Consider the following 20338-nt stretch of genomic DNA (forward strand, 5'->3'; position numbering starts at 1 on the left):
CGGGAGAAGTCCCATGCGCCACCTCAACACGCCCTCGCTCGCCATCGCCCGGCAGTCGCTGCGCGACGCGATGTCCCGCTCGGGCTGGCCCTCCTCCGTCATCGCGGACGCTGAACTGGCCCTCACGGAACTCCTCGTGAACGCCTGGCGGCACGGTGGGACGCCCGCGCCGGTCGTGCTCATCCTTGCGATCGACCGCACCCTCCGGGTCTCCGTCTCGGACGAGAGCCCGCTTCCTCCCCTGCCGCAGGCGCCCGCCCTCCTCGGCGAATCCGGCCGGGGGCTCCAACTGGTCGAGGGCCTCACCCACCGCTGGGGCGTCGACCCCCAGCAGCGCGGCAAGTCGGTCTGGTTCGAGCTGGACGCCGCCGCGTGAACGGCCGCCGACCGATGCTCCCCACCGACCCCCGGATCCGTCACTACACCGACGACCACGTCCGCGCCCTGCTCGCCGAACTCCACGAGCGCGGCCGGAAGGTCGGCCTCCTATGGCCTTCCTCCTCCACCGACCGGACCCTCGACGGCCGTGTCCTCGTCCGCTTCGGTACCGCCCCCGTCTCCACCCTCCTCAACCTCCTCACCCTCCTCCTCGACGCCGAACGCGACGCGGGCACGACGTGCGGTTCCTGATCGGCGCCGCCTTCGCCGTCCTGCTCGCCCTCGCCTTCGCCACCGTCGCCCTCGGTGTCGTCACCGCGCTGCGGGCACACCCACCCGACGAGGACCGCCCCCGCCCCTGAGGCAGGATGGGCGCGTGAGGAGACACGCATACGCCCCGGCGAACACCCTGCCGGGGCTCCTGCAGCGCGGCCGCGGCCTCGGCGCGCTGATGGCAGCCGAGGACCCGTCCTCGGCCGCGGACCTGGTCCACGGCTGCATCCGCTGGGAGTGGCGCTGGGACACCACCGTCGACGAACGCCACCGCTACCTGGCCCGCCTCGTCCGCGACCTCGACCTGCCGCTCCAGCCCGTCGTCGACCTCCTCTCCGCCGACGAGGACGCCTGCGAGCGCGCCACCCGCGTCCTGGAGCTGCTGGCGCTCTCCGGCTCGGCCGAGGCCCGCGAGGCCCTGCGCTCCCACGTCGCCGACGGTGAGCACTGGCTGGCCGTCCTCGAATCGGTCGCCGACCGCTGGCCCGCCGAGTGGTGGGACGACCTGGCGGACACCGCCCGCGCCCGGCTGGCCCGGGGCGGGGAGCCGACGCCCTGGGCGAAGGTCTGGGCCCACTGGGGCATCGAGGTGCCCGCCGCAGCGCGCGGGCCCGAGCGGCCCGACCCGCTGACCGGGCTGTCCGGTGCCGCCCTGCTGGAGCTGCTGGCCGACCCGGCCGAGCCCGACGCGAGGAAGACCGACGCGCTGGCAGTGCTCCACGGGCGCGACCCGGAGCCCGCACTCGTCCCCCTGGTACCCGCCCTCGGGACCGCCGACGGCGAGTTCCCGCTGCCGCTGCTGCCAGCAGTGGTCCGGGACCTCGGCCCCCGGGCCATGCCGGCCGCCCGCGACTGGGCCGTCTCCGGCACGCCCTGGCTGTCGCGGCTCGGCCACGAGGTCCTCGCCCGCCATGGCGAGGAGCAGGACGCCCCGGCCCTGGTCGCCGACCTGGAGCGGGACTGGGTGGAGCGGACCTGGTGCGGCCCGATGCACACGGCCCGGGGCCTGGCCCGGCTCGGCCCGGCCGCCGCGGACGCGGTGTCCCTGCTGCGCCGGTTCTGGCTGCAGACGCCGCACTCCTACGAGCGCCCCGCCTACCTGGCCGCGCTGGCCGCGATCAGCCCGGCCGGGACGGCCGAGGCGTACACCGAGTCGCTCTGGGACTGCGAGCGTGACGCCCGTCTCCTGGGCGTCGCCCACGCCCCCGACCGCCCGCACGTGCGGGAGCGGCTGGCCGCCCTGCGGGACGACCCGATGGAGGCGACCGAGGTCGCGAACGCGGCCGGGGCGCGACTCGCCGGGCTGACCTCCGAAGCCTCCGACCGGGAGTAGCGGGCCGCTCGGCGGGGGCTAGAGTAGACGGGTGAACGTGTGAGTGATGGTCCGGACCCCGTGAGGTGGTTCGGACCACATCTGTTTCCAGGGCATCCCCTGTGACCTGCGCGTTCGCCGGCCCACCAGACCAGCACGAGCCTCCGGAGGCCCCGCCTTGAGCGACCAGCCGTTCGCGCATCTGCACGTCCACACCGAGTACTCGATGCTGGACGGTGCCGCCCGGCTGAAGCAGATGTTCAAGGAGGTCGAGCGGCTGGGTCAGACCCACGTCGCGATGACCGACCACGGGAACATGTACGGCGCCGCCGAGTTCCACCGGCAGGCCACCGACGCCGGCATCACCCCCGTCATCGGGATCGAGGCGTACGTGGCGCCCGAGGCCCGCTCCAACACCAAGCGCATTCTGTGGGGCCAGCCGCACCAGAAGCGGGACGACGTCTCCGCGTCCGGCGCGTACACCCACAAGACCATCTGGGCCCGGAACAAGGAGGGCCTGCACAACCTCTTCAAGCTGACCTCGCGCTCCTACGCCGAGGGCTGGCTGGTCAAGTGGCCCCGGATGGACAAGGAGCTGATCTCCGAGCTGTCCGGCGGCCTGATGGCCACCACCGGCTGCCCGTCCGGCGAGGTGCAGACCCGGCTGCGCCTCGGGCAGTTCGACGAGGCGGTGAAGTCCGCGGCCGACTACCAGGACATCTTCGGCAAGGAGAACTACTTCCTGGAGCTGATGGACCACGGCCTGGACATCGAGAAGCGGGTCCGCGACGGGCTGCTGGAGATCAGCAAGAAGCTGAACATCCCGCCGGTCGTCACCAACGACTCGCACTACACCACCGAGGCCGACGCGGGCGCGCACGACCTGCTGCTCTGCGTGCAGACCGGCAAGAACCTCTCGGACCCGGACCGCTTCCGCTTCGACGGCACCGGCTACTACATCAAGTCGGCCGCCGAGATGTACGCCCTCGACTCCTCGGACGCCTGGCAGGAGGGCTGCCGCAACAGCCAGCTCCTCGTCGCCTCCCGGGTCGACACCGAGGGCATGTTCAAGTTCAAGAACCTCATGCCGCGCTTCCCGATCCCAGAGGGCTTCGAGTCCGAGGCGGACTTCTTCAAGTCCAAGGTCTGGGAGGGCATGGACTGGCGCTTCCCGGACGGGTACGACGAGGAGCACAAGAAGCTCGCCGAGTACGAGATGGACACCATCATCCAGATGGGGTTCCCGGCGTACTTCCTCGTGGTCGCCGACTTCATCATGTGGGCGAAGAGCCAGGGCATCGCGGTGGGCCCCGGCCGTGGTTCGGCGGCCGGCTCGCTGGTCGCGTACGCCATGGGCATCACCGACCTCGACCCCATCCCGCACGGCCTGATCTTCGAGCGCTTCCTCAACCCCGAGCGCATCTCCATGCCCGACGTCGACATCGACTTCGACGAGCGCCGGCGCGGTGACGTGATCCGGTACGTGACGGAGAAGTGGGGTTCCGACAAGGTCGCCATGATCGTCACGTACGGCACCATCAAGGCGAAGGCCGCCATCAAGGACTCCTCGCGCGTCCTGGGCTACCCGTACGCGATGGGCGACCGGATCACCAAGGCGATGCCGCCGGACGTCATGGGCAAGGGCATCCCGCTGTCCGGCATCACCGACCCCTCGCACCCGCGCTACGGCGAGGCCGGCGAGATCCGCGGGTTGTACGAGACCGACCCGGACGTCAAGAAGGTCATCGACACCGCGCGCGGCATCGAGGGCCTGATCCGCCAGCCCGGCGTGCACGCGGCCGGCGTCATCATGTCCGCCGAGCCGCTGACCGACCACATCCCGGTCTGGACCCGGCACACCGACGGCGTCACCATCACGCAGTTCGACTACCCCACCTGCGAGGGCCTCGGCCTTCTGAAGATGGACTTCCTCGGCCTGCGCAACCTGACGATCATGGACGACGCCGTCAAGGCGATCGAGAAGAACAAGGGTGAGAAGATCGAGCTGCTCAAGCTGCCGCTCGACGACAAGCCGACCTACGAACTCCTCGCCCGCGGCGACACGCTCGGCGTCTTCCAGCTCGACGGCGGGCCCATGCGCTCCCTGCTGCGCCTGATGAAGCCCGACAACTTCGAGGACATCTCCGCCGTCCTCGCGCTGTACCGACCCGGCCCGATGGGCGTCAACTCGCACACCAACTACGCGCTGCGCAAGAACGGCCAGCAGGAGATCACCCCGATCCACCCGGAGCTGGAGAAGCCCCTGGAGGAGGTGCTGCGGCCCACCTACGGCCTGATCGTCTACCAGGAGCAGGTGCAGAAGGCCGCGCAGATCCTCGCCGGCTACTCGCTCGGCCAGGCCGACCTGCTGCGCCGCGCCATGGGCAAGAAGAAGAAGGAGATCCTGGAGGCCGAGTTCGTCCCGTTCCAGAAGGGCTGCCGCGAGCGCGGCTACTCGGACGCGGCGATCCAGGCCGTGTGGGACGTCCTGGTGCCCTTCTCCGGCTACGCGTTCAACAAAGCGCACACCGCCGGGTACGGGCTGGTCTCGTACTGGACGGCCTACCTCAAGGCCAACTACCCGGCCGAGTACATGTCCGGCCTGCTGACCTCCGTCAAGGACGACAAGGACAAGTCCGCGGTCTACCTGAACGAGTGCCGCAAGATGGGCATCCAGGTGCTGCCGCCGGACGTCAACGAGTCGGACTCGGACTTCACCCCGCACGGCAGCGACACCGTCCGGTTCGGCCTCACCGCCATCCGCAACGTCGGCGGCCCGGTGGTCGAGTCGATGATCCGCACCCGGAAGGCGAAGGGGAAGTTCAGCTCCTTCCCGGACTTCCTGGAGAAGGTGGAGTCGGTGGTCTGCAACAAGCGGACCGTCGAATCGCTGATCAAGGCGGGCTCGTTCGACTCGCTCGGGCACACCCGCAAGGGCCTCAGCGCGCAGTTCGAGCCGATGATCGACAACGTCGTCGGCGTCAAGCGCAAGGAGGCCGAGGGCCAGTTCGACCTGTTCGGCGGCGACGCCACCTCCGACGAGCCGAGCTTCGGCCTGGACGTGGTCTTCTCGGAGGACGAGTGGGAGAAGTCCTTCCTGCTCACCCAGGAGCGGGAGATGCTCGGCCTGTACGTCTCCTCGCACCCGCTGCACGGCATCGAGCACGTGCTCGCCGACAAGGCGGACTGCGCCGTCGCCGACCTCGCGGAGCGGCCGGACGGGACGATCATCACCATCGGCGGCATCATCTCCGGCCTGCAGCGGAAGATGACCAAGCAGGGCAACGCCTGGGCGATCGCCACCGTCGAGGACCTGGCGGGCTCGATCGACTGCATGTTCTTCCCCGCCAGCTACCAGCTGGTCTCCTCCCAACTCGTCGAGGACGCCGTGGTGTTCGTCCGCGGCAAGCTGGACAAGCGGGAGGACGTGCCGCGGCTGATGGGCATGGAGCTGTCCGTCCCCGACCTGTCGAACGCGCACGCCGACGCGCCGATCATCATCAACATCCCGAGCGGGAAGATCACCCCGCCGCTGGTCGCCCGGCTCGGCGAGGTGCTGGGGAGCCACCGGGGCACCACCGAGGTGCGGGTGCGGCTGGAGAGCCGCACCAAGACCACCGTGCTGCGCCTGGACCGGCACCGGGTGAAGTCCGACCCGGCGCTGTTCGGCGACCTCAAGCAGCTGCTCGGCCCGAGCTGCCTGGTCGTCTAGGGCCGGCTCCCGGATCTCCGCCGGGCCCGGGGTGCCCACGGGTGCCCCGGGCCCGTTCCGCGCGTGGGACGGGCCCGGCTCAGGACCAGCCGCCCAGGCCCGCCGGGACGGCCGCGTGCAGGGCCGAGACGAAGGCCGAGATCGCCGGGTGGGAGCCGGCGCCCGCCCGGAAGGCGGCGCGGGTGCGCCGGTACATCGGCAGCCGGGTGAGGACCACCCCGGGCGGGGGCTGCGTGGTGCCCAGGTGCGGCACCAGGGCGACGCCCTGGCCGGCCGCCACCAGGGCCAGGACCGTCGCGAAGTCGTCGATCCGGTGCCGGATCCTGGGCGCGAACCCGGCGGACTCGCAGGCCCGCACCGCCATGCTGTGGCAGAGCGTGCCCGGCGGGGACACGATCCAGGGCGCGCCGCGCTGCTCGGCGACCGTGCCGGGGGCCCGGGCCGCCAGGTACATCGGCTCGGTGAACACCGGGCGGGTCACCGCCAGGCCCGGCTCCGGATCGGCCGGGACGAGGTCGTACTCGTGGACCAGGGCGACGTCCAGCTCTCCGGCGCGCAGCGCCGCCCCGACGGCCGCCGGATCCACCTCGGTGACCATCGGCTCCAGGCCGGGGTGCCAGCCGGCCAGTTCGGCGAGGACACCGGGGATGACCGCCCGGGCCGCCGACGGGTAGGTGCCGATCCGCAGCGGCCCGGCCAACCCCTGCCGGGCGTGCGCGAGTTCGGCACCGGCCTGCTCCAGCAGGGCGAGCACCGCCTCGGCGTGCCGGACGAGGTTGCGCCCCGCCGGGGTGAGGGTGACCCGCCGCCCGGTGCGCTCCAGCAGGGGGACGCCCGCCTCCCGTTCCAGCACGGACAGCTGCTGGGACACCGCCGACGGGCTGAAGGACAGCGCCTCGGCGACGGCGGCGATGGTGCCGAGGTGGGCGAGTTCGCGCAGCAGGCGCAGGCGTCGGACGTCGAGCATCGGCTCAGCTTACGAGAAGCATCACGAACGTGAACTGGACCTGGGCGATCGGCCGGCCGCAGGATCGTGACCATGGAACTCACCGGCATCCACGTCCCCCTGATCACGCCCTTCGCCGCGGACGGCTCGGTCGCGCTGGACGCGCTGGCCGCACTCGCGGACGAGCTGCTGACCGCCGGCGCGGCCGGCCTCGTCGCCCTCGGCACCACCGGCGAGCCCGCCGCGCTGACCGAGGAGGAGCGCTGGGCGGTGGTCGACGTGGCCGCGGCCGCCTGCGCCGCGTACGGGGCGACGCTGACCGTCGGCGCGCACGGAGGCGACACCCGCGCCACCGCCGAGGCGGTGGCCGCCATCCGCGAGCGGGTGCCGCAGGCGGCGGCCGCGCTGGTCACCGTCCCCGGCTTCGTGCGGGCCGGCGAGGCCGGCACCGTCGCGCACTTCCGCGCGCTGGCCGCGGGCAGCCCGCTGCCGCTGGTCGTCTACCACATCCCGTACCGCACCGGGCAGCAGCTGTCCGGCGCGGCCCTGCTGGAGATCGCGGCGATCGACGGGGTGGTCGGGGTCAAGTACGCGACCGGCGGGCTGGACGAGGCGGCCGTGCAGCTGCTCGCCGCCGCCCCGGACGGCTTCGCCGTGCTGACGGGGGAGGACGCCTTCCTCTCGCCGCTGCTGGCGCTCGGCGCGGCGGGCGGCATCCTCGCCTCGGCCCACCTGGCCACCGCCCGGTTCGTCGAGCTGGCGGCCGCCTGGCGGGCCGGGGACGCCGCCCGGGCCCGGGAGCTCGGGCACCGGCTCACCGGGCTGGCGCTGGCGGCCTTCGCCGCACCCAACCCGGCGGTGACCAAGGGCGTGCTGCACGCCCAGGGCCGGATCCCCACCCCGGACGTCCGGCTGCCGCTGCTGCCGGCCGGGCGGGCGGAGGTGGACGCGGCGCTGGCGCTGGTCAGTGGTCTGGACCAATGATCGGTCTGACAGTCCCCTCTCACACCGTGGAATACCAGGTGGCCCCACCCGCATGACAAGGCATGATGGGCGGAGTGCGGCTGTGAACAGCACCATCCAGAGGAGTAGTCGGAATGAAGATCGGCATTGTCGGAGCCACCGGCCAGGTCGGCGGCGTGGTCCGCGAGATCCTTGCGGAGCGCGCGGGGCGCCCGGGCGGAATCGGCCCGGTGGAGCAGCTGCGGCTGTTCGCCTCGGCCCGCTCGGCCGGACGCACCCTGCCGTGGCAGGGCACCGAGGTCACCGTCGAGGACGCCGCCACGGCCGACTACACCGGCCTGGACATCGTGATCTTCTCCGCCGGCGGCGCCACCTCCAAGGCCCTCGCCCCCAAGGTCGCCGCCTCCGGCGCCGTCGTCATCGACAACTCCTCCGCCTGGCGCCGCGACCCCGACGTCCCGCTGGTCGTCTCCGAGGTCAACCCGCAGGCCGTCGCCGACCGCCCCAAGGGCATCATCGCCAACCCGAACTGCACCACCATGGCGGCCATGCCCGTGCTGCGCCCGCTGCACGAGGAGGCCGGCCTCGCCGCGCTCGTCGTCTCCACCTACCAGGCCGTCTCCGGCAGCGGCGTGGCCGGCGTCGCCGAGCTGCAGGACCAGGCCGCCAAGGTCGTCGACGGCGCCGCCGCCCTCGCCCACGACGGCAGCGCGGTCGAGTTCCCCGAGCCCAAGGTCTACCGGCGCCCGATCGCCTTCAACGTGGTGCCGCTGGCCGGCTCCATCGTCGAGGACGGCTCCAACGAGACCGACGAGGAGCAGAAGCTCCGCCACGAGAGCCGCAAGATCCTCGGCATCCCGGACCTCAAGGTCGCCGGCACCTGCGTGCGCGTCCCCGTCTTCTCCGGCCACTCGCTGCAGATCAACGCCCGCTTCGAGCGCCCGATCAGCCCCGAGCGCGCCGTCGAGCTGCTCACCGGCGCCCCCGGCGTCGAGCTCTCCGAGATCCCCACCCCGCTCCAGGCCGCCGGCAAGGACCCGAGCTACGTCGGCCGCATCCGGGCCGACGAGACCGTCGACCACGGCCTCTCGCTGTTCCTGTCCAACGACAACTTGCGCAAGGGCGCGGCCCTCAACGCCGTCCAGATCGCCGAGCTGGTCGCCGCCGAGCTCAAGGCCTGACCCCGCCGCCGAAACCCGGGCGCCGGGCCCGGGTGCCGGGCCCGCACCGGGCCGCGCACCGGCCGGCGTGCCGGGCCCGGCCCCGCCCCGCGGAGTGACCTCGGGCGGGCCCCGTCGTTGAACGGGGCCCGCCCTCGCGTTTCCGTCGGCGGCTGTTGCGGTACCGCGACAGCCTCCGAGGTTCGGCGCGCCGACCGGGGGGAAAAGGTGACCCAACGATCGGGCGGCCATCGGGGGCCCCTCACCCCGCGCCCGCACCCCGGGCGGACCGCGCCCACCCGGCCTGACCCCGAGGGCGAGCGGAAAGAGGTGTGCGATGGACCGCTGTGTCGTCCTGGTGGACGCGGGATACCTGCTGGGTGCCGCGGCCAGCCTGCTCGCCGGCGACCCCTCCCGCTCCCGGGTCACCGTCGACCACACCGCGCTGATCACCGCGCTGCGCGAACGTGCCGAAGCCGAGACCGGGCTGCCGCTGCTGCGGATCTACTGGTTCGACGCCGCCCCCGACCGCCGCCCGATGCCCGAACACCGCCGGCTGCGCGTCCTGCCCCGGGTCACCGTCCGGCTCGGCGCCCTCACCCGGGCCGAGGGCCGCTGGGTGCAGAAGGGCGTCGACGCCGCCATGCACGCCGAACTCTCCGAACTCGCCCGCAACCGGGCCTGCGCCGACGTCGTGCTGATCACCGGCGACGGCGACCTGCTGCCCGGCATGATGTCCGCCAAGGAACACGGCGTGGTCGTCCACCTGTGGGCCCTGCAGGCCGCCGACGGCGACTTCAACCAGTCCGAGGACCTGGTCGGCGAGGCCGACGAACGGCGCGTCCTCGACCGGGAGTGGATCGAGGGCTCCTTCAGCCTCCGCGAGAGTGCCACCGTCTTCCCCGCGCCCGGCGCCCGGCAGGAGATCGCCAAGATCCTCGCCGCCCCGCCCGCCGCCGCGCCCCTGCCGGCCCCGCTGCCCGCCGGGGTGCCCGCAGCGGTGGCCCCCGCCGCCCCGGCCTCCGCCCCCGCCGGCCCGGCCGGCACCCCCGCGGGAGCCCCGGCCGCCGACGGGCGGCCCCAGCCCCCCGCGGCGCTCAAGGTCGTCCCCACCCCCAAGGACCTCGCCGGGCGCGTCGCCGCCACCCCCGGCGCCCACGCCGTCAACGGGCACGGCCCGCTCGGGCACCCGGCCGCCCACGGCCCGGCCAACGGGCACGCGCCCGCGGCGGCCAACGGGCACGCGCACGGGCCGACCGGGCCCGTCCTGCGCTGGTCCTCCGACCGCGGCTGGGTCGACCGGCCCACCCCGGAACCCGCCGTCACCGCCGGCGACAGCCTCCCCACCCTCGCCCAGCTCACCACCTCCGAACAGCGCTGGGCCGACCGCGAGGAGGACATCACCACCATCGGGGGCGACGCCCACGAAGTCGGCCAGGTCTTCGCCCGCCGCTGGAGCGACCGCCTCGGCGACGTCGAACGGCTCACCGTCCTGTGGCCCGACTACCCGCGCATCCCGCACCGGGTGGACGGCGAACTGCTCCGCTACGCCGCCCGCTTCGGCCTGCTCGCGCACAAGGACGACCAGATCGACGAACACGACCGCTACGCCATCCGGGCCGGGTTCTGGAAGGAGCTCGCCGCCCGGGTCCCCGGCGGATCGATGGTCGTGGACGACTAGGGAGCCCCGGCAGGTCCGTCCGGCGGGCCCTCCTGCGCGTACCCGCCGGGTCCGGGGAGGTTCCCGCGGCAGCCGGACCCGGCTCCCGGGGCCCTTCCGGGGCCGTGGTGATCCGGCCCCCTTGTCCGGTTCGCCCGTGTGAGCGCGTAGAGTCTCCGGTCGTGAACGAGACGGCCGGGCGAGCACCCCACGACACCCCGCCGTGCGTCGCCGTGCGCGACCTGGTCAGGACCTACCGAACCGGCCGCGGCGACGCCGCCACCGAGATCCGGGCCAACGACGGGATCAGCCTCACCGTCCGGCAGGGCGAGATCTTCGGACTGCTCGGGCCCAACGGCGCCGGCAAGTCCACCCTCGTCCGGCAGCTCACCGGACTGCTGCGCCCCGACTCCGGCAGCATCGAACTCCTCGGCCACGACGTCGTCCGCCACCCCGAACGGGCCGCCCGGCTGCTCGGCTACCTCGGCCAGGAGTCCAGCGCCCTCGACGAGCTGACCGTCGCCCTCGCCGCCGAGACCACCGGGCGCCTGCGCGGCCTCACCCGGAGCCGGGCCCGCGCCGAGGCCGCCGACGTGCTCACCGAACTCGGCCTCGAACCGATCGCCCGGCGCCCGCTCGCCAAGCTCTCCGGCGGCCAGCGCCGGCTCGCCTGCTTCGCCGCCGCCCTCGTCGGCGACCGGCCGCTGCTCGTCCTCGACGAACCCACCACCGGTATGGACCCCGTCGCCCGGCGGGCCGTCTGGACCGCCGTCGACCGGCGCCGCCGCGAACGCGGTGCGACCGTGCTGCTCGTCACCCACAACGTCATCGAGGCGGAGACCGTGCTCGACCGGGTCGCCGTCGTCGACGACGGACGGATCATCGCCTGCGACACCCCCGGCGGCCTCAAGGCCCTCGTCGACGGGCACGTCCGGCTCGACCTGGTCTGGCGGGACGAGGCGCCGCTCGCCGTCCCCGCCGTCGCCGAACTCGCCGGCCGGGCCGAACGCGCGGGCCGCCGCTGGACCATCCGCACCACCCCCGAACAGGCCCGCGAACTGGTCGCCGCCGTCACCACCGGCCCGGCCTTCGCCGCCCTCGACGACTTCACCCTCGCCACCCCGAGCCTCGAGGACGCCTACCTCGAGCTCGGCGGCCGCCACGGAGGACTGGCCAAGTGACCCTGCTCTCCGTGCCGCCCCAGGCCGCCGCCCCCGCCGCGGACGGCACCCCCGCCCCGCTCGCCCCGGCGGCCCGCCTGCTGCCCGCCCTCGCCGCCGTCTACCGGGCCCAGCTCGCCCGGGCCAAGGTCGCGCGGATCCCGCTGCTGTTCGTCGCCACCTTCCAGTCCGTCGGCATCCTGGTGATGATGCGCGGCGTGGTGGACGCCGGGCAGACCTCCGAGGCGCGGTCCGTGGTGGCCGGCTCCAGCGTGCTCGTCGTCGCCTTCGTCGCGCTCAACCTGCTCGCCCAGTACTTCGGCCGGCTGCGGGCCACCGGCGGCCTCGACCACTACGCCACCCTGCCGGTGCCCGCCGCCTCCGTGGTCCTCGGCGCGGCCGCCGCCTACGCCTCCTTCACGCTGCCCGGGACCGTCGCCACCGCCGTCGTCGGCGCGGTGATGTTCGGGCTGCCGCTCGGGCAGATCTGGGTGCTGCTCGCCGTCGTCCCGCTCGCCGGGGCCGCCCTGTCCGGGCTCGGCGCCGCCTGCGGGCTGCTCGCGCCCCGGCAGGAGATCGCCACCATGCTCGGGCAGCTGGGCATGTCGGCGGCGCTGCTGCTCGGCGTGCTGCCCGTCGACCACCTGCCGCAGCCGGTGCTGTGGCTGCGCGACCTGCTGCCGTCCACGTACGGCGTCGAGGCCTTCGCCCGGACCTTCACCCCCGACCCCGACTGGGCGCTGGTCGCGGGCGACCTGGCGGTCTGCGCGGGCGTCGGCGTGGTCTCCCTGGCGGTCGCCACCTGGGCCTACCGGCGCGCCGTCGCCCGCTGAACACCGCCGGGCACCGGCCGCCCCGCCCGGCCCTCCCCGGCCCCGGGGGAGCGGTGCAGGGCCCGCCGGAGCAGCCGTCGTGAAACGATGGGGCCCGTGACCGTACCGAACACACCTCCGGATCCCACCCGCGCCGACGTGGACGCGGTGCCGGGCGCCACCCCCGACCCGTTCGCGCCGCCGGCCCCGGACGCCGGGACCCAGGAGCCCCCGGCCGGCCCGGCCGCGGAGCCCCCCGCGGGGCCCCGGCTCATGGAACGGCTGCTGCCGGAACTGCGGATCGGCGCGGGCACCGTGCTCGTCTGCATCCTGGTCGGGCTGGTCATGGCCGGCGTGTGGGCCTGGCTGGCGCCCAAGGTGCCGCTGGTCGTGGACGGTGACCGGATCCTCTACGCCGACCCCGAGGGCGAGCAGCGGGCCGGCGCCGACGCCGTCTTCGTGCTCGCCGGGCTCGGCGCCGGCATCCTCACCGCGCTCGGGGCCTTCCTCGTCACCCGGCGGCGCGGCGGCGGCATCGGGGTCACCCTCGGGCTCGTGATCGGCGGGCTGCTCGGCTCCGTCGGCGCCTGGCGGCTGGGGCGGTGGCTCGGGCCCAGCGACAACCTGATCGGCGAGGCCCGCCGGGTCGGCAACGGCGGACACTTCGACGCGGGCATCGACCTGGGGGCGATGGGGGCGCTGCTGGCCTGGCCGATGGCGGCCATGGTGGTGCTGCTGGCGCTCTCGGCGGCCTTCGGGAAGCGGGAGGAGGACCCGCCGCCGTACTGGGCCGGGCCGGCCCCGCACGGACAGCAGCCGGAGCCGTACCCCGGGCAGCCGCAGGGACAGCCGTACGGGCAGTCCTACGGGCAGCCGCAGGGGCCGGCGGGCGGGTTCCCGGGCGGAGGCACCTCGGGGCCCGAGGACCGGGCCTAGGGTCTGTCCTGACGCCGGGCCGCGGCGGCCCGGTGGGGGGTTCCCGCCGGGCTCAGCGGGCGATCGCGGCGGTGGCGGCCCCCGTCAGTGCCACCAGGTCGGCGGGGGCGAGCTCGACCTCCAGACCGCGGCGGCCCGCCGAGACGTAGACGGTCGGGTGGGTGAGGGCGCTGTCGTCGACCACGGTGCGCAGCGGGCGGCGCTGGCCCAGCGGGGAGATGCCGCCGCGGACGTAGCCGCTGCTGCGCTCGGCGGCCGCCGGATCGGCCATCGCGGCGCGCTTGCCGCCGACGGCGGCGGCCAGGGCCTTGAGGTCGAGCTGCCCGGCCACCGGGACCACGCCGACGGTGAGCACGCCGTCCACGTCGGCGACCAGGGTCTTGAAGACCCGCTCGGCGGTCACGCCCAGCGCCTCGGCGGCCTCGCCGCCGTAGGAGGCTGCGGCCGGGTCGTGCTCGTAGGCGTGCACGGTGAACGGGACCGCGGCGCCCTCCAGGGCCACGGTCGCGGGCGTTCCCTGCCCGCCCTTCTTCGCTTTCCTCGCCATCACGGGATCCCTGGCTCGTCGGGGCTGTGCTCGTCGGTGCTGTGCGTGTCCGGGTCGTGCGCGATCCGGGTGGGGCTCGTCGGGGCTGTGCTAGTTGGGGCTGAAGGACTGGCGGGTGAGGTCGACCGCGGGCAGCGACGGCAGCCAGCTGAGCACCGAGGTCTCCCGGCGCAGCAGGTCGAGTTCGGCGCGCAGCCGCTGGGCGGTGTCCGGGCAGGCCAGCAGCTGCTGCTTGACCGGGGTCTCGAACACCGAGGCCGCGGCGACCAGGTAGGACAGCACCTGCGGGTCGTCGGGGAGCTCCTGGCGGCCGACGGTGCTCGCCTCGCGGGCGCCGGCGAGGCGCTTCTGGTAGACCCGGAAGGCCCGCTCCACCTCGGCCGCGAGCGCGCCGGAGCCCTCGCCTGGGGCCTCCTCGACCAGCTCGGCCTCGCCGGTCAGGTACGGGCCGGAGACGTCCACCGAGCGGAGCCGGAACCGGGTCGTGCCGGTGACCAGCAGCTCGTACCGGCCGTCCGGCTGCTCCTGGACGGAGGCGACGTCGGCGACGCAGCCGACGGGGAAGACCGCCTCCAGCGGATCCCCGGTGACGGTGCCCAGGCCGTCCAGCGGCCCCGCCGGGCCGTCCCCCGGGCGGACCGGGGCGACCTCCCGGCCGTCCTTGATGGCGAGCACGCCGAAGCGGCGCGGAGTGTCGGCCGGGAGTTCGAGCAGGTCGGCGACGAGACGGCGGTAGCGCTCCTCGAAGACGTTCAGGGGCAGCACGAGGCCCGGGTAGAGCACGTTGTTCAGCGGGAAGAGCGGCAGCCGTTCTGTCACGGCGGACAGCGTAGTTCCCCGCACGCCCCCGGCGCCCCGCGGTCGGCCCCGCCGGAGCGTCCGCCACCCCCGCCGGAGCACCCGCTATCCCCGTTGGAGCATCCGCGAGGCTCCGGCGACGACCGTGGTGGCCAGCAACCAGCCCACGATGACCAGCCCCGCCGAGACGTACTGGCTGAGGCCGCCCGGGTTCCAGCCCTGCTGGCCGAGGTCGACGACGGGGACCAGCTGGCTCAGCGTGTACAGCACCGGGTTCCAGTGCGGGCTCTCGTCGGCCTTCAGCGGGGCCAACCGGTGGGTGGCGAACCAGACGCTGCCGAGCGCCCAGGCGAGCAGCAGCCACAGGCCCGCCCGGCCGGGCCGGTAGCCGTAGCCGACGCCGACGTCCTGGACCAGGCCCCAGATCCGGGCCGGCAGCGGCAGGGTCCGGCGGCGGCGGCGCTGCTTGGCGTAGAGCACCTCGCGGGCGTCGTCGTCGGCGCCGTCGCGGCGCAGCGCGGCGGCGAGCTGCTCGTAGGACTCCGGCTGGAACTCGGTGGTGGACCCCTCCAGCCAGGCGATCCGCTGCTGGACGGTGAAGGGCGCGGCCGGGCGCAGGTTCTCGTAGACGAAACCGTTGAGGCCGAGGTGCCGGCCGAGCGGCCAGGCGTCCGGGGCGTCGACCAGGTTGCCGACCCGGGCCCGGGAGAGCGAGACGGTGCCGGTGGGCCGCATCCGGCAGGTGAACCGCAACTCGGGGGTGTGGATGCGGCGCAGCGACAGCTCGTCGTCACCCTCCAGGTGGAATTCCCCGGAGATCAGGCAGGCGCCGTCGAAGCGGGCGTCGGAGAGCCGGACCTGGCCGTGGGCGCGGAACGGCAGGCCCGGCGCGTCGGGCGGCGGCGTCTGCCCGTAGCCGGAGCCGTAGTAGCTGCGGGAGCCGAACCAGCCGCCGTCGAGGGAGCTGGTCAGGTAGCAGGTGTGGCCGACGGTGATGCGGACGGCGTTGAGGCAGATGCGGTTGTCCGGGACGGCGTGCAGCTGGGCGCCGCGCAGCGAGAGTCGGCCCCCGATCCGGGCGGTGCGCAGGCTCAGCTCGCCGTGGACCTCGATCCGGTCGGCCTCGAAGTCCTGGTGGACGGTCATGCCGTCGGCGGAGAGCGCGCGGCCGAAGCGGTCGCAGCCGAGCCGCGTCTGGTTGAGCAGCAGATCGGTGCCGATCCTGGCGTCCGTCAGCCGGACGCCCTCGCGTATTCGGCACCGGGCCAGGTGGAGGTCCCCGGTGGTGGCCAGCCGGGAGGCCTCCATCCGCGGGGCCAGGCAGTCGACGAAGCGCAGGGTGCTGGCCTCCGCCTCGGAGATCAGGATCTTCTGCTCGAAGCGGCACTCGCGCAGCTCGACGTACTGGCGGATGGCGCCGCCCGCCAGGTTGAGCGCCCCGGTCACCCGCACGCCCGTCATCCGCAGCGAGGACACCCGGCCCGGCGCGGCGGCCGGGCCGGCCAGCAGCAGGTGGGCGAGGACCTCGGCCCGGACGGTGCGCCCGGCGCCCCAGACGGCGTCGCCGAAGGGGTCGTCGGTGGCGTGGGCCCCGCACCGCCGGTCGTACACGTCACCCTGGCGGAAGGCCTCCCAGAGCTCCTGCTCGGTGTCGGTCCAGCCCTCCGGAGCGTGCTCCGCCATGGTTTCCCCCGTCCCCCCGGTCGTCTCGCCTTTCGTATCACGGACTGAAATACGGGACCAGCGATTCCGGCCACTCCTTACACTGGGTGGCGTGATCTCTCGAATCGACCTCCGCGGCTCGCTGGACGACCCGCGTGACCTGCTGCCCCGTGCCGAGTTCGACGTCGCGGCCGCCCTGGAGAAGGTGCGACCGATCGCCGAGGACGTACGCCATCGCGGGGTCGCGGCCGTCATCGAGATCACCGAACGCTTCGACGGCGTCCGGCTGGAGTCCACCCGCGTCCCCGCCGGGCAGCTGGCCGAGGCCCTGGAGACGCTGGACCCGAAGGTGCGGGCCGCCCTGGAGGAGTCCATCCGCCGGGCCCGCACGGTGCACGCCGACCAGCGCCGCACCGGGCACACCACGCAGGTGGTGCCCGGCGGCACCGTCACCCAGCGGTGGGTGCCGGTGGAGCGGGTCGGCCTGTACGTGCCGGGCGGCCTGGCGGTCTACCCGTCCTCCGTGGTGATGAACGTCGTCCCGGCCCAGGAGGCCGGCGTGCGCGCCATCGCCGTCACCTCCCCGCCGCAGCGCGAGTTCGGCGGCCGGGTGCACCCGACGATCCTGGCGGCCTGCGCGCTGCTCGGCGTGGACGAGGTCTACGCGGTCGGCGGCGCCCAGGCCGTGGCGATGTTCGCGCTGGGCACCGAGGAGTGCGCCCCCGTCACGATGGTCACCGGCCCCGGCAACATCTACGTGGCCGCCGCCAAGCGCCTCTTCGCCGGCCGGATCGGCATCGACTCGGAGGCCGGCCCGACCGAGATCGCCGTCCTCGCCGACGACAGCGCGCTGGCCTCCGACGTGGCCGCCGACCTGATCAGCCAGGCCGAGCACGGCCCGACCTCCGGCTCGGTGCTGGTCACCGACTCGGCGGCGCTGGCCGACGCGGTCGAGGCCGAGCTGGCCGAGCAGGTCGCCCGGACCAAGCACGCCGAGCGGGTCGCCGAGGCGCTCGGCGGCAAGCAGTCCGGCATCATCCTGGTCGACGACCTGGACCAGGGCCTCGCCGTCGTCAACGCCTACGCGGCCGAGCACCTGGAGATCCAGACCCGGGACCCGCACGCGGTCGCCGACCGGGTCGTCAACGCCGGCGCCGTCTTCATCGGCCGCTGGACCCCGGTCTCGCTGGGCGACTACGCGGCCGGCTCCAACCACGTGCTGCCCACCGGCGGCTGCGCCTGCCACTCGGCCGGCCTGTCCGTCCAGACCTTCCTGCGCGGCGTCCAGGTCGTCGAGTACGACCGGGACGCGCTCGCGGACGTCGCCGCGCACGTCGTCAACCTCGCCGACGCCGAGGACCTGCCCGGTCACGGCGACGCCATCAAGGCCCGCTTCGATTGGACGGTGCCCGGCTCGTGACCGCCATTGACGACCTCCCCATCCGCGACGAACTGCGCGGACAGTCCCCGTACGGCGCACCGCAGCTCGACGTGCCCGTCCAGCTGAACACCAACGAGAACCCGTACCGGCTGCCCGAGGAGCTGGTCGCCCGGATCGCCGAGCGCGTCGCCGAGGCCGCCCGCGACCTCAACCGCTACCCCGACCGGGACGCGGTCGAACTGCGCGAAGGGCTCGCCGCCTACCTCGGCCGCACCACCGGGTTCACCGTCGCCCGCGAGCAGGTCTGGGCCGCCAACGGCTCCAACGAGGTGCTCCAGCAGCTGCTGCAGACCTTCGGCGGCCCCGGCCGCAGCGCGCTCGGCTTCGAGCCCTCCTACTCGATGCACGCGCTGATCTCCCGGGGCACCGGCACCGCCTGGACCTCCGGCCCGCGCAACGACGACTTCACCATCGACGTGGACGCCGCCGTCGCCGCGATCGCCGAGCACCGGCCCAACGTGGTCTTCGTCTGCTCGCCGAACAACCCGACCGGCACCGCCGTCGCCGCCGACACCGTGCTGCGGCTCTACGAGGCCGCGCAGGCCGCCCGGCCCAGCCTGGTCGTCGTCGACGAGGCGTACGTCGAGTTCTCGCACCGGGCCTCGCTGCTGCCGCTGATCGAGGGCCGCCCCAACCTGGTCGTCACCCGCACCATGTCCAAGGCCTTCGGTGCGGCCGGGCTGCGCCTGGGCTACCTGGCCGCCGACGCCGCGGTGGTGGACGCCGTCCAGCTGGTCCGGCTGCCCTACCACCTGTCGGCCGTCACCCAGGCCACCGCGCTGGCCTGCCTGGAGCACACCGACACCCTGCTCGGCTACGTCGGCCGGCTCAAGGCCGAACGCGACCGGCTGGTGGACGCGCTGCGCGGCCTCGGCCTGGAGGTCACCGACTCGGACGCCAACTTCGTCCAGTTCGGCCGCTTCGCCGACACCCACGCGGTCTGGCAGGCCATCCTCGACCAGGGCGTCCTGGTCCGCGACAACGGCGTCCCCGGGTGGCTGCGCGTCACCGCCGGCACCCCGGCTGAGAACGACGCCTTCCTGGAGGCCGTCGCCAAGGCCGTCCAGTCTCCCGCCCCCACCCTTGATCGTGCGCGCTCCGCGCGCGCAGCCAGTCAGGAGCTGTAACCCCGAATGTCCCGCATCGGACGCGTTGAGCGCACCACGAAGGAGACCTCGGTCCTCGTCGAGATCGATCTCGACGGCACCGGAAGGACCGACATCTCGACGGGCGTCGGGTTCTACGACCACATGCTCGACCAGCTCGGCCGCCACGGTCTGTTCGACCTCACCGTCAAGACCGACGGCGACCTGCACATCGACACCCACCACACCATCGAGGACACCGCCCTCGCGCTCGGTGCCGCCTTCAAGCAGGCCCTCGGCGACAAGGTCGGCATCTACCGCTTCGGCAACTGCACGGTGCCGCTGGACGAGTCGCTCGCCCAGGTCACCGTCGACCTCTCCGGCCGGCCCTACCTGGTGCACACCGAGCCCGAGAACATGGCGCCGATGATCGGCAGCTACGACACCACGATGACCCGCCACATCCTGGAGTCCTTCGTCGCCCAGGCGCAGATAGCCCTGCACGTCCACGTCCCGTACGGGCGCAACGCCCACCACATCGTGGAGTGCCAGTTCAAGGCCCTGGCCCGGGCCCTGCGCTACGCCTCCGAGCGCGACGTGCGCGCGGCCGGCATCCTCCCGTCCACCAAGGGGGCCCTGTGAGCAAGACCGCCGTCGCCCTCCTGTTCGTCGGCCTCTTCCTGGCCGGCGGCGTGATCTCGTTCTGGAAGCAGAAGCTGCCCAAGGGCGTCATCCTGGTGCTCGCGCTCGGCTCGGTGATGTGCCTGGCCGCCGGCGCCATGCGCCTGTAGGCACGCCGCCCTCCGGACACGCAGAGAGACTGGACACCTGAACATGGGCAAGAACGTCGTCGTCCTCGACTACGGATCGGGCAACCTCCGCTCGGCGCAGCGCGCGCTCGAACGGACCGGAGCGGACGTCACCGTCACCTCCGACTACGACGCCGCGATGAACGCGGACGGCCTGCTCGTCCCCGGCGTCGGCGCCTTCGAGGCCTGCATGCGCGGCCTGAAGTCCGTCCGCGGCGACTGGATCGTCGGGCGCCGCCTCGCCGGGGGCCGCCCCGTCATGGGCATCTGCGTCGGCATGCAGATCCTCTTCGAGCGGGGCGTCGAACACGGCGTCGAGACCGCCGGCTGCGACGAGTGGCCCGGCACCGTCGAGCCGCTGGACGCCCCCGTCGTCCCGCACATGGGCTGGAACACCGTGGACGCGCCCGCCGGCAGCCGGATGTTCGCCGGCCTGGACCCGCAGACCCGCTTCTACTTCGTCCACTCCTACGGGGTGCGGCACTGGGAGCTGGAGATCCACAGCGAGCGGATCAACGCCCCGCTCGTCACCTGGGCCACGCACGGACAGCCGTTCGTCGCGGCCGTCGAGAACGGCCCGCTCTGGGCCACCCAGTTCCATCCCGAGAAGTCCGGCGACGCCGGCGCCGCCCTCCTGACCAACTGGGTCGACACCCTCTGACGACCCTCTGACGACAGAAGAGT

The 20338-nt window shown here is 73.8% G+C and carries 20 protein-coding genes; 16 read left to right on the forward strand and 4 right to left on the reverse strand.

The annotated features are described in order from the left end of the window. Nucleotides 1–13: 13 nt before the first annotated feature. From ACIRS1_RS05040 to dnaE, 5 genes are all read left to right on the forward strand, one after another. Nucleotides 14–376 carry an ATP-binding protein gene (locus ACIRS1_RS05040; protein ID WP_402836830.1) on the forward strand — a complete coding sequence of 121 codons (363 nt, stop codon included), beginning with the start codon at nt 14–16 and terminating at the stop codon, nt 374–376. Continuing rightward, the gene (locus ACIRS1_RS05045; RefSeq protein WP_402836832.1) at nt 373–630 is read left to right on the forward strand and encodes a hypothetical protein; all 258 of its coding nucleotides are present in this window, start codon (nt 373–375) and stop codon (nt 628–630) included. The genes ACIRS1_RS05040 and ACIRS1_RS05045 overlap by 4 nt, the downstream gene beginning before the upstream one ends. Next, nucleotides 618–740, forward strand: a complete 123-nt coding sequence (locus ACIRS1_RS05050; RefSeq protein ID WP_402836834.1) for a hypothetical protein — start codon at nt 618–620, stop codon at nt 738–740. The genes ACIRS1_RS05045 and ACIRS1_RS05050 overlap by 13 nt, the downstream gene beginning before the upstream one ends. A gap of 14 nt (nt 741–754) precedes the next feature. Continuing rightward, a complete protein-coding gene (locus ACIRS1_RS05055; RefSeq protein ID WP_402836835.1) occupies nt 755–1984 on the forward strand; it encodes a hypothetical protein in 1230 nt (409 codons plus the stop codon). A 157-nt stretch (nt 1985–2141) separates the two neighbouring features. Continuing rightward, nucleotides 2142–5675, forward strand: a complete 3534-nt coding sequence (gene dnaE, locus ACIRS1_RS05060) for a DNA polymerase III subunit alpha (RefSeq protein WP_402836837.1) — start codon at nt 2142–2144, stop codon at nt 5673–5675. Between the two features lie 79 nt (nt 5676–5754). Here dnaE and ACIRS1_RS05065 read toward each other — a convergent pair whose 3' ends face one another. Next, nucleotides 5755–6642 carry a LysR family transcriptional regulator gene (locus ACIRS1_RS05065; RefSeq protein ID WP_402836839.1) on the reverse strand — a complete coding sequence of 296 codons (888 nt, stop codon included), beginning with the start codon at nt 6640–6642 and terminating at the stop codon, nt 5755–5757. 72 nt (nt 6643–6714) lie between these two features. Between ACIRS1_RS05065 and ACIRS1_RS05070 the strand changes: the two genes are divergently transcribed. The 6 genes from ACIRS1_RS05070 to ACIRS1_RS05095 all read left to right on the forward strand — a co-directional run bounded on the left by ACIRS1_RS05070 (nt 6715) and on the right by ACIRS1_RS05095 (nt 13312). Then, nucleotides 6715–7605 carry a dihydrodipicolinate synthase family protein gene (locus ACIRS1_RS05070; RefSeq protein ID WP_402836841.1) on the forward strand — a complete coding sequence of 297 codons (891 nt, stop codon included), beginning with the start codon at nt 6715–6717 and terminating at the stop codon, nt 7603–7605. A gap of 113 nt (nt 7606–7718) precedes the next feature. Further along, on the forward strand, nt 7719–8765 hold the full coding sequence (locus ACIRS1_RS05075) for an aspartate-semialdehyde dehydrogenase (RefSeq protein ID WP_360207244.1): 1047 nt from the start codon (nt 7719–7721) through the stop codon (nt 8763–8765). A 316-nt stretch (nt 8766–9081) separates the two neighbouring features. Further along, complete coding sequence (locus ACIRS1_RS05080; RefSeq protein ID WP_402836843.1) at nt 9082–10425, forward strand: NYN domain-containing protein; 1344 nt, start codon at nt 9082–9084, stop codon at nt 10423–10425. Between the two features lie 161 nt (nt 10426–10586). After that, the gene (locus ACIRS1_RS05085; protein WP_402836845.1) at nt 10587–11585 is read left to right on the forward strand and encodes an ABC transporter ATP-binding protein; all 999 of its coding nucleotides are present in this window, start codon (nt 10587–10589) and stop codon (nt 11583–11585) included. Beyond that, nucleotides 11582–12397 (forward strand): ABC transporter permease, encoded by an 816-nt coding sequence (locus ACIRS1_RS05090; protein ID WP_387898474.1) that lies wholly within the window; start codon nt 11582–11584, stop codon nt 12395–12397. Before ACIRS1_RS05085 ends, ACIRS1_RS05090 begins: the two co-directional genes overlap by 4 nt. Before the next feature lie 96 nt (nt 12398–12493). Continuing rightward, nucleotides 12494–13312 carry a hypothetical protein gene (locus ACIRS1_RS05095; protein WP_402836847.1) on the forward strand — a complete coding sequence of 273 codons (819 nt, stop codon included), beginning with the start codon at nt 12494–12496 and terminating at the stop codon, nt 13310–13312. A 52-nt stretch (nt 13313–13364) separates the two neighbouring features. Here ACIRS1_RS05095 and ybaK read toward each other — a convergent pair whose 3' ends face one another. The 3 genes from ybaK to ACIRS1_RS05110 all read right to left on the reverse strand — a co-directional run bounded on the left by ybaK (nt 13365) and on the right by ACIRS1_RS05110 (nt 16340). Beyond that, nucleotides 13365–13859: a Cys-tRNA(Pro) deacylase gene (gene ybaK / locus ACIRS1_RS05100; RefSeq protein WP_402836849.1), complete on the reverse strand. Its 495-nt coding sequence runs from the start codon at nt 13857–13859 to the stop codon at nt 13365–13367. A gap of 90 nt (nt 13860–13949) precedes the next feature. Further along, nucleotides 13950–14678, reverse strand: a complete 729-nt coding sequence (locus ACIRS1_RS05105) for an LON peptidase substrate-binding domain-containing protein (protein WP_360207226.1) — start codon at nt 14676–14678, stop codon at nt 13950–13952. Nucleotides 14679–14762: 84 nt separating this feature from the next. Next, entirely contained in the window at nt 14763–16340 is a 1578-nt protein-coding gene (locus ACIRS1_RS05110; protein ID WP_402836851.1) for an oxidoreductase, read from the reverse strand. Between the two features lie 91 nt (nt 16341–16431). On the opposite strand from ACIRS1_RS05110, the gene hisD reads away from it, so the two are divergent. From hisD to hisH, 5 genes are read left to right on the forward strand one after another with little or no spacing between them, the layout of a single operon-like run. Further along, on the forward strand, nt 16432–17739 hold the full coding sequence (gene hisD / locus ACIRS1_RS05115; protein WP_402836853.1) for a histidinol dehydrogenase: 1308 nt from the start codon (nt 16432–16434) through the stop codon (nt 17737–17739). Next, nucleotides 17736–18887, forward strand: a complete 1152-nt coding sequence (locus ACIRS1_RS05120; protein WP_360207218.1) for a histidinol-phosphate transaminase — start codon at nt 17736–17738, stop codon at nt 18885–18887. Before hisD ends, ACIRS1_RS05120 begins: the two co-directional genes overlap by 4 nt. A gap of 6 nt (nt 18888–18893) precedes the next feature. Next, on the forward strand, nt 18894–19487 hold the full coding sequence (hisB, locus tag ACIRS1_RS05125; protein WP_360207215.1) for an imidazoleglycerol-phosphate dehydratase HisB: 594 nt from the start codon (nt 18894–18896) through the stop codon (nt 19485–19487). Beyond that, complete coding sequence (locus ACIRS1_RS05130; RefSeq protein ID WP_360207213.1) at nt 19484–19636, forward strand: hypothetical protein; 153 nt, start codon at nt 19484–19486, stop codon at nt 19634–19636. Before hisB ends, ACIRS1_RS05130 begins: the two co-directional genes overlap by 4 nt. Nucleotides 19637–19679: 43 nt before the next feature. Then, nucleotides 19680–20315, forward strand: a complete 636-nt coding sequence (hisH, locus tag ACIRS1_RS05135; protein WP_360207210.1) for an imidazole glycerol phosphate synthase subunit HisH — start codon at nt 19680–19682, stop codon at nt 20313–20315. Nucleotides 20316–20338 lie beyond the last annotated feature (23 nt).

This window comes from Kitasatospora sp. NPDC101176 (genome assembly GCF_044768035.1).
Lineage (GTDB): Bacteria > Actinomycetota > Actinomycetes > Streptomycetales > Streptomycetaceae > Kitasatospora.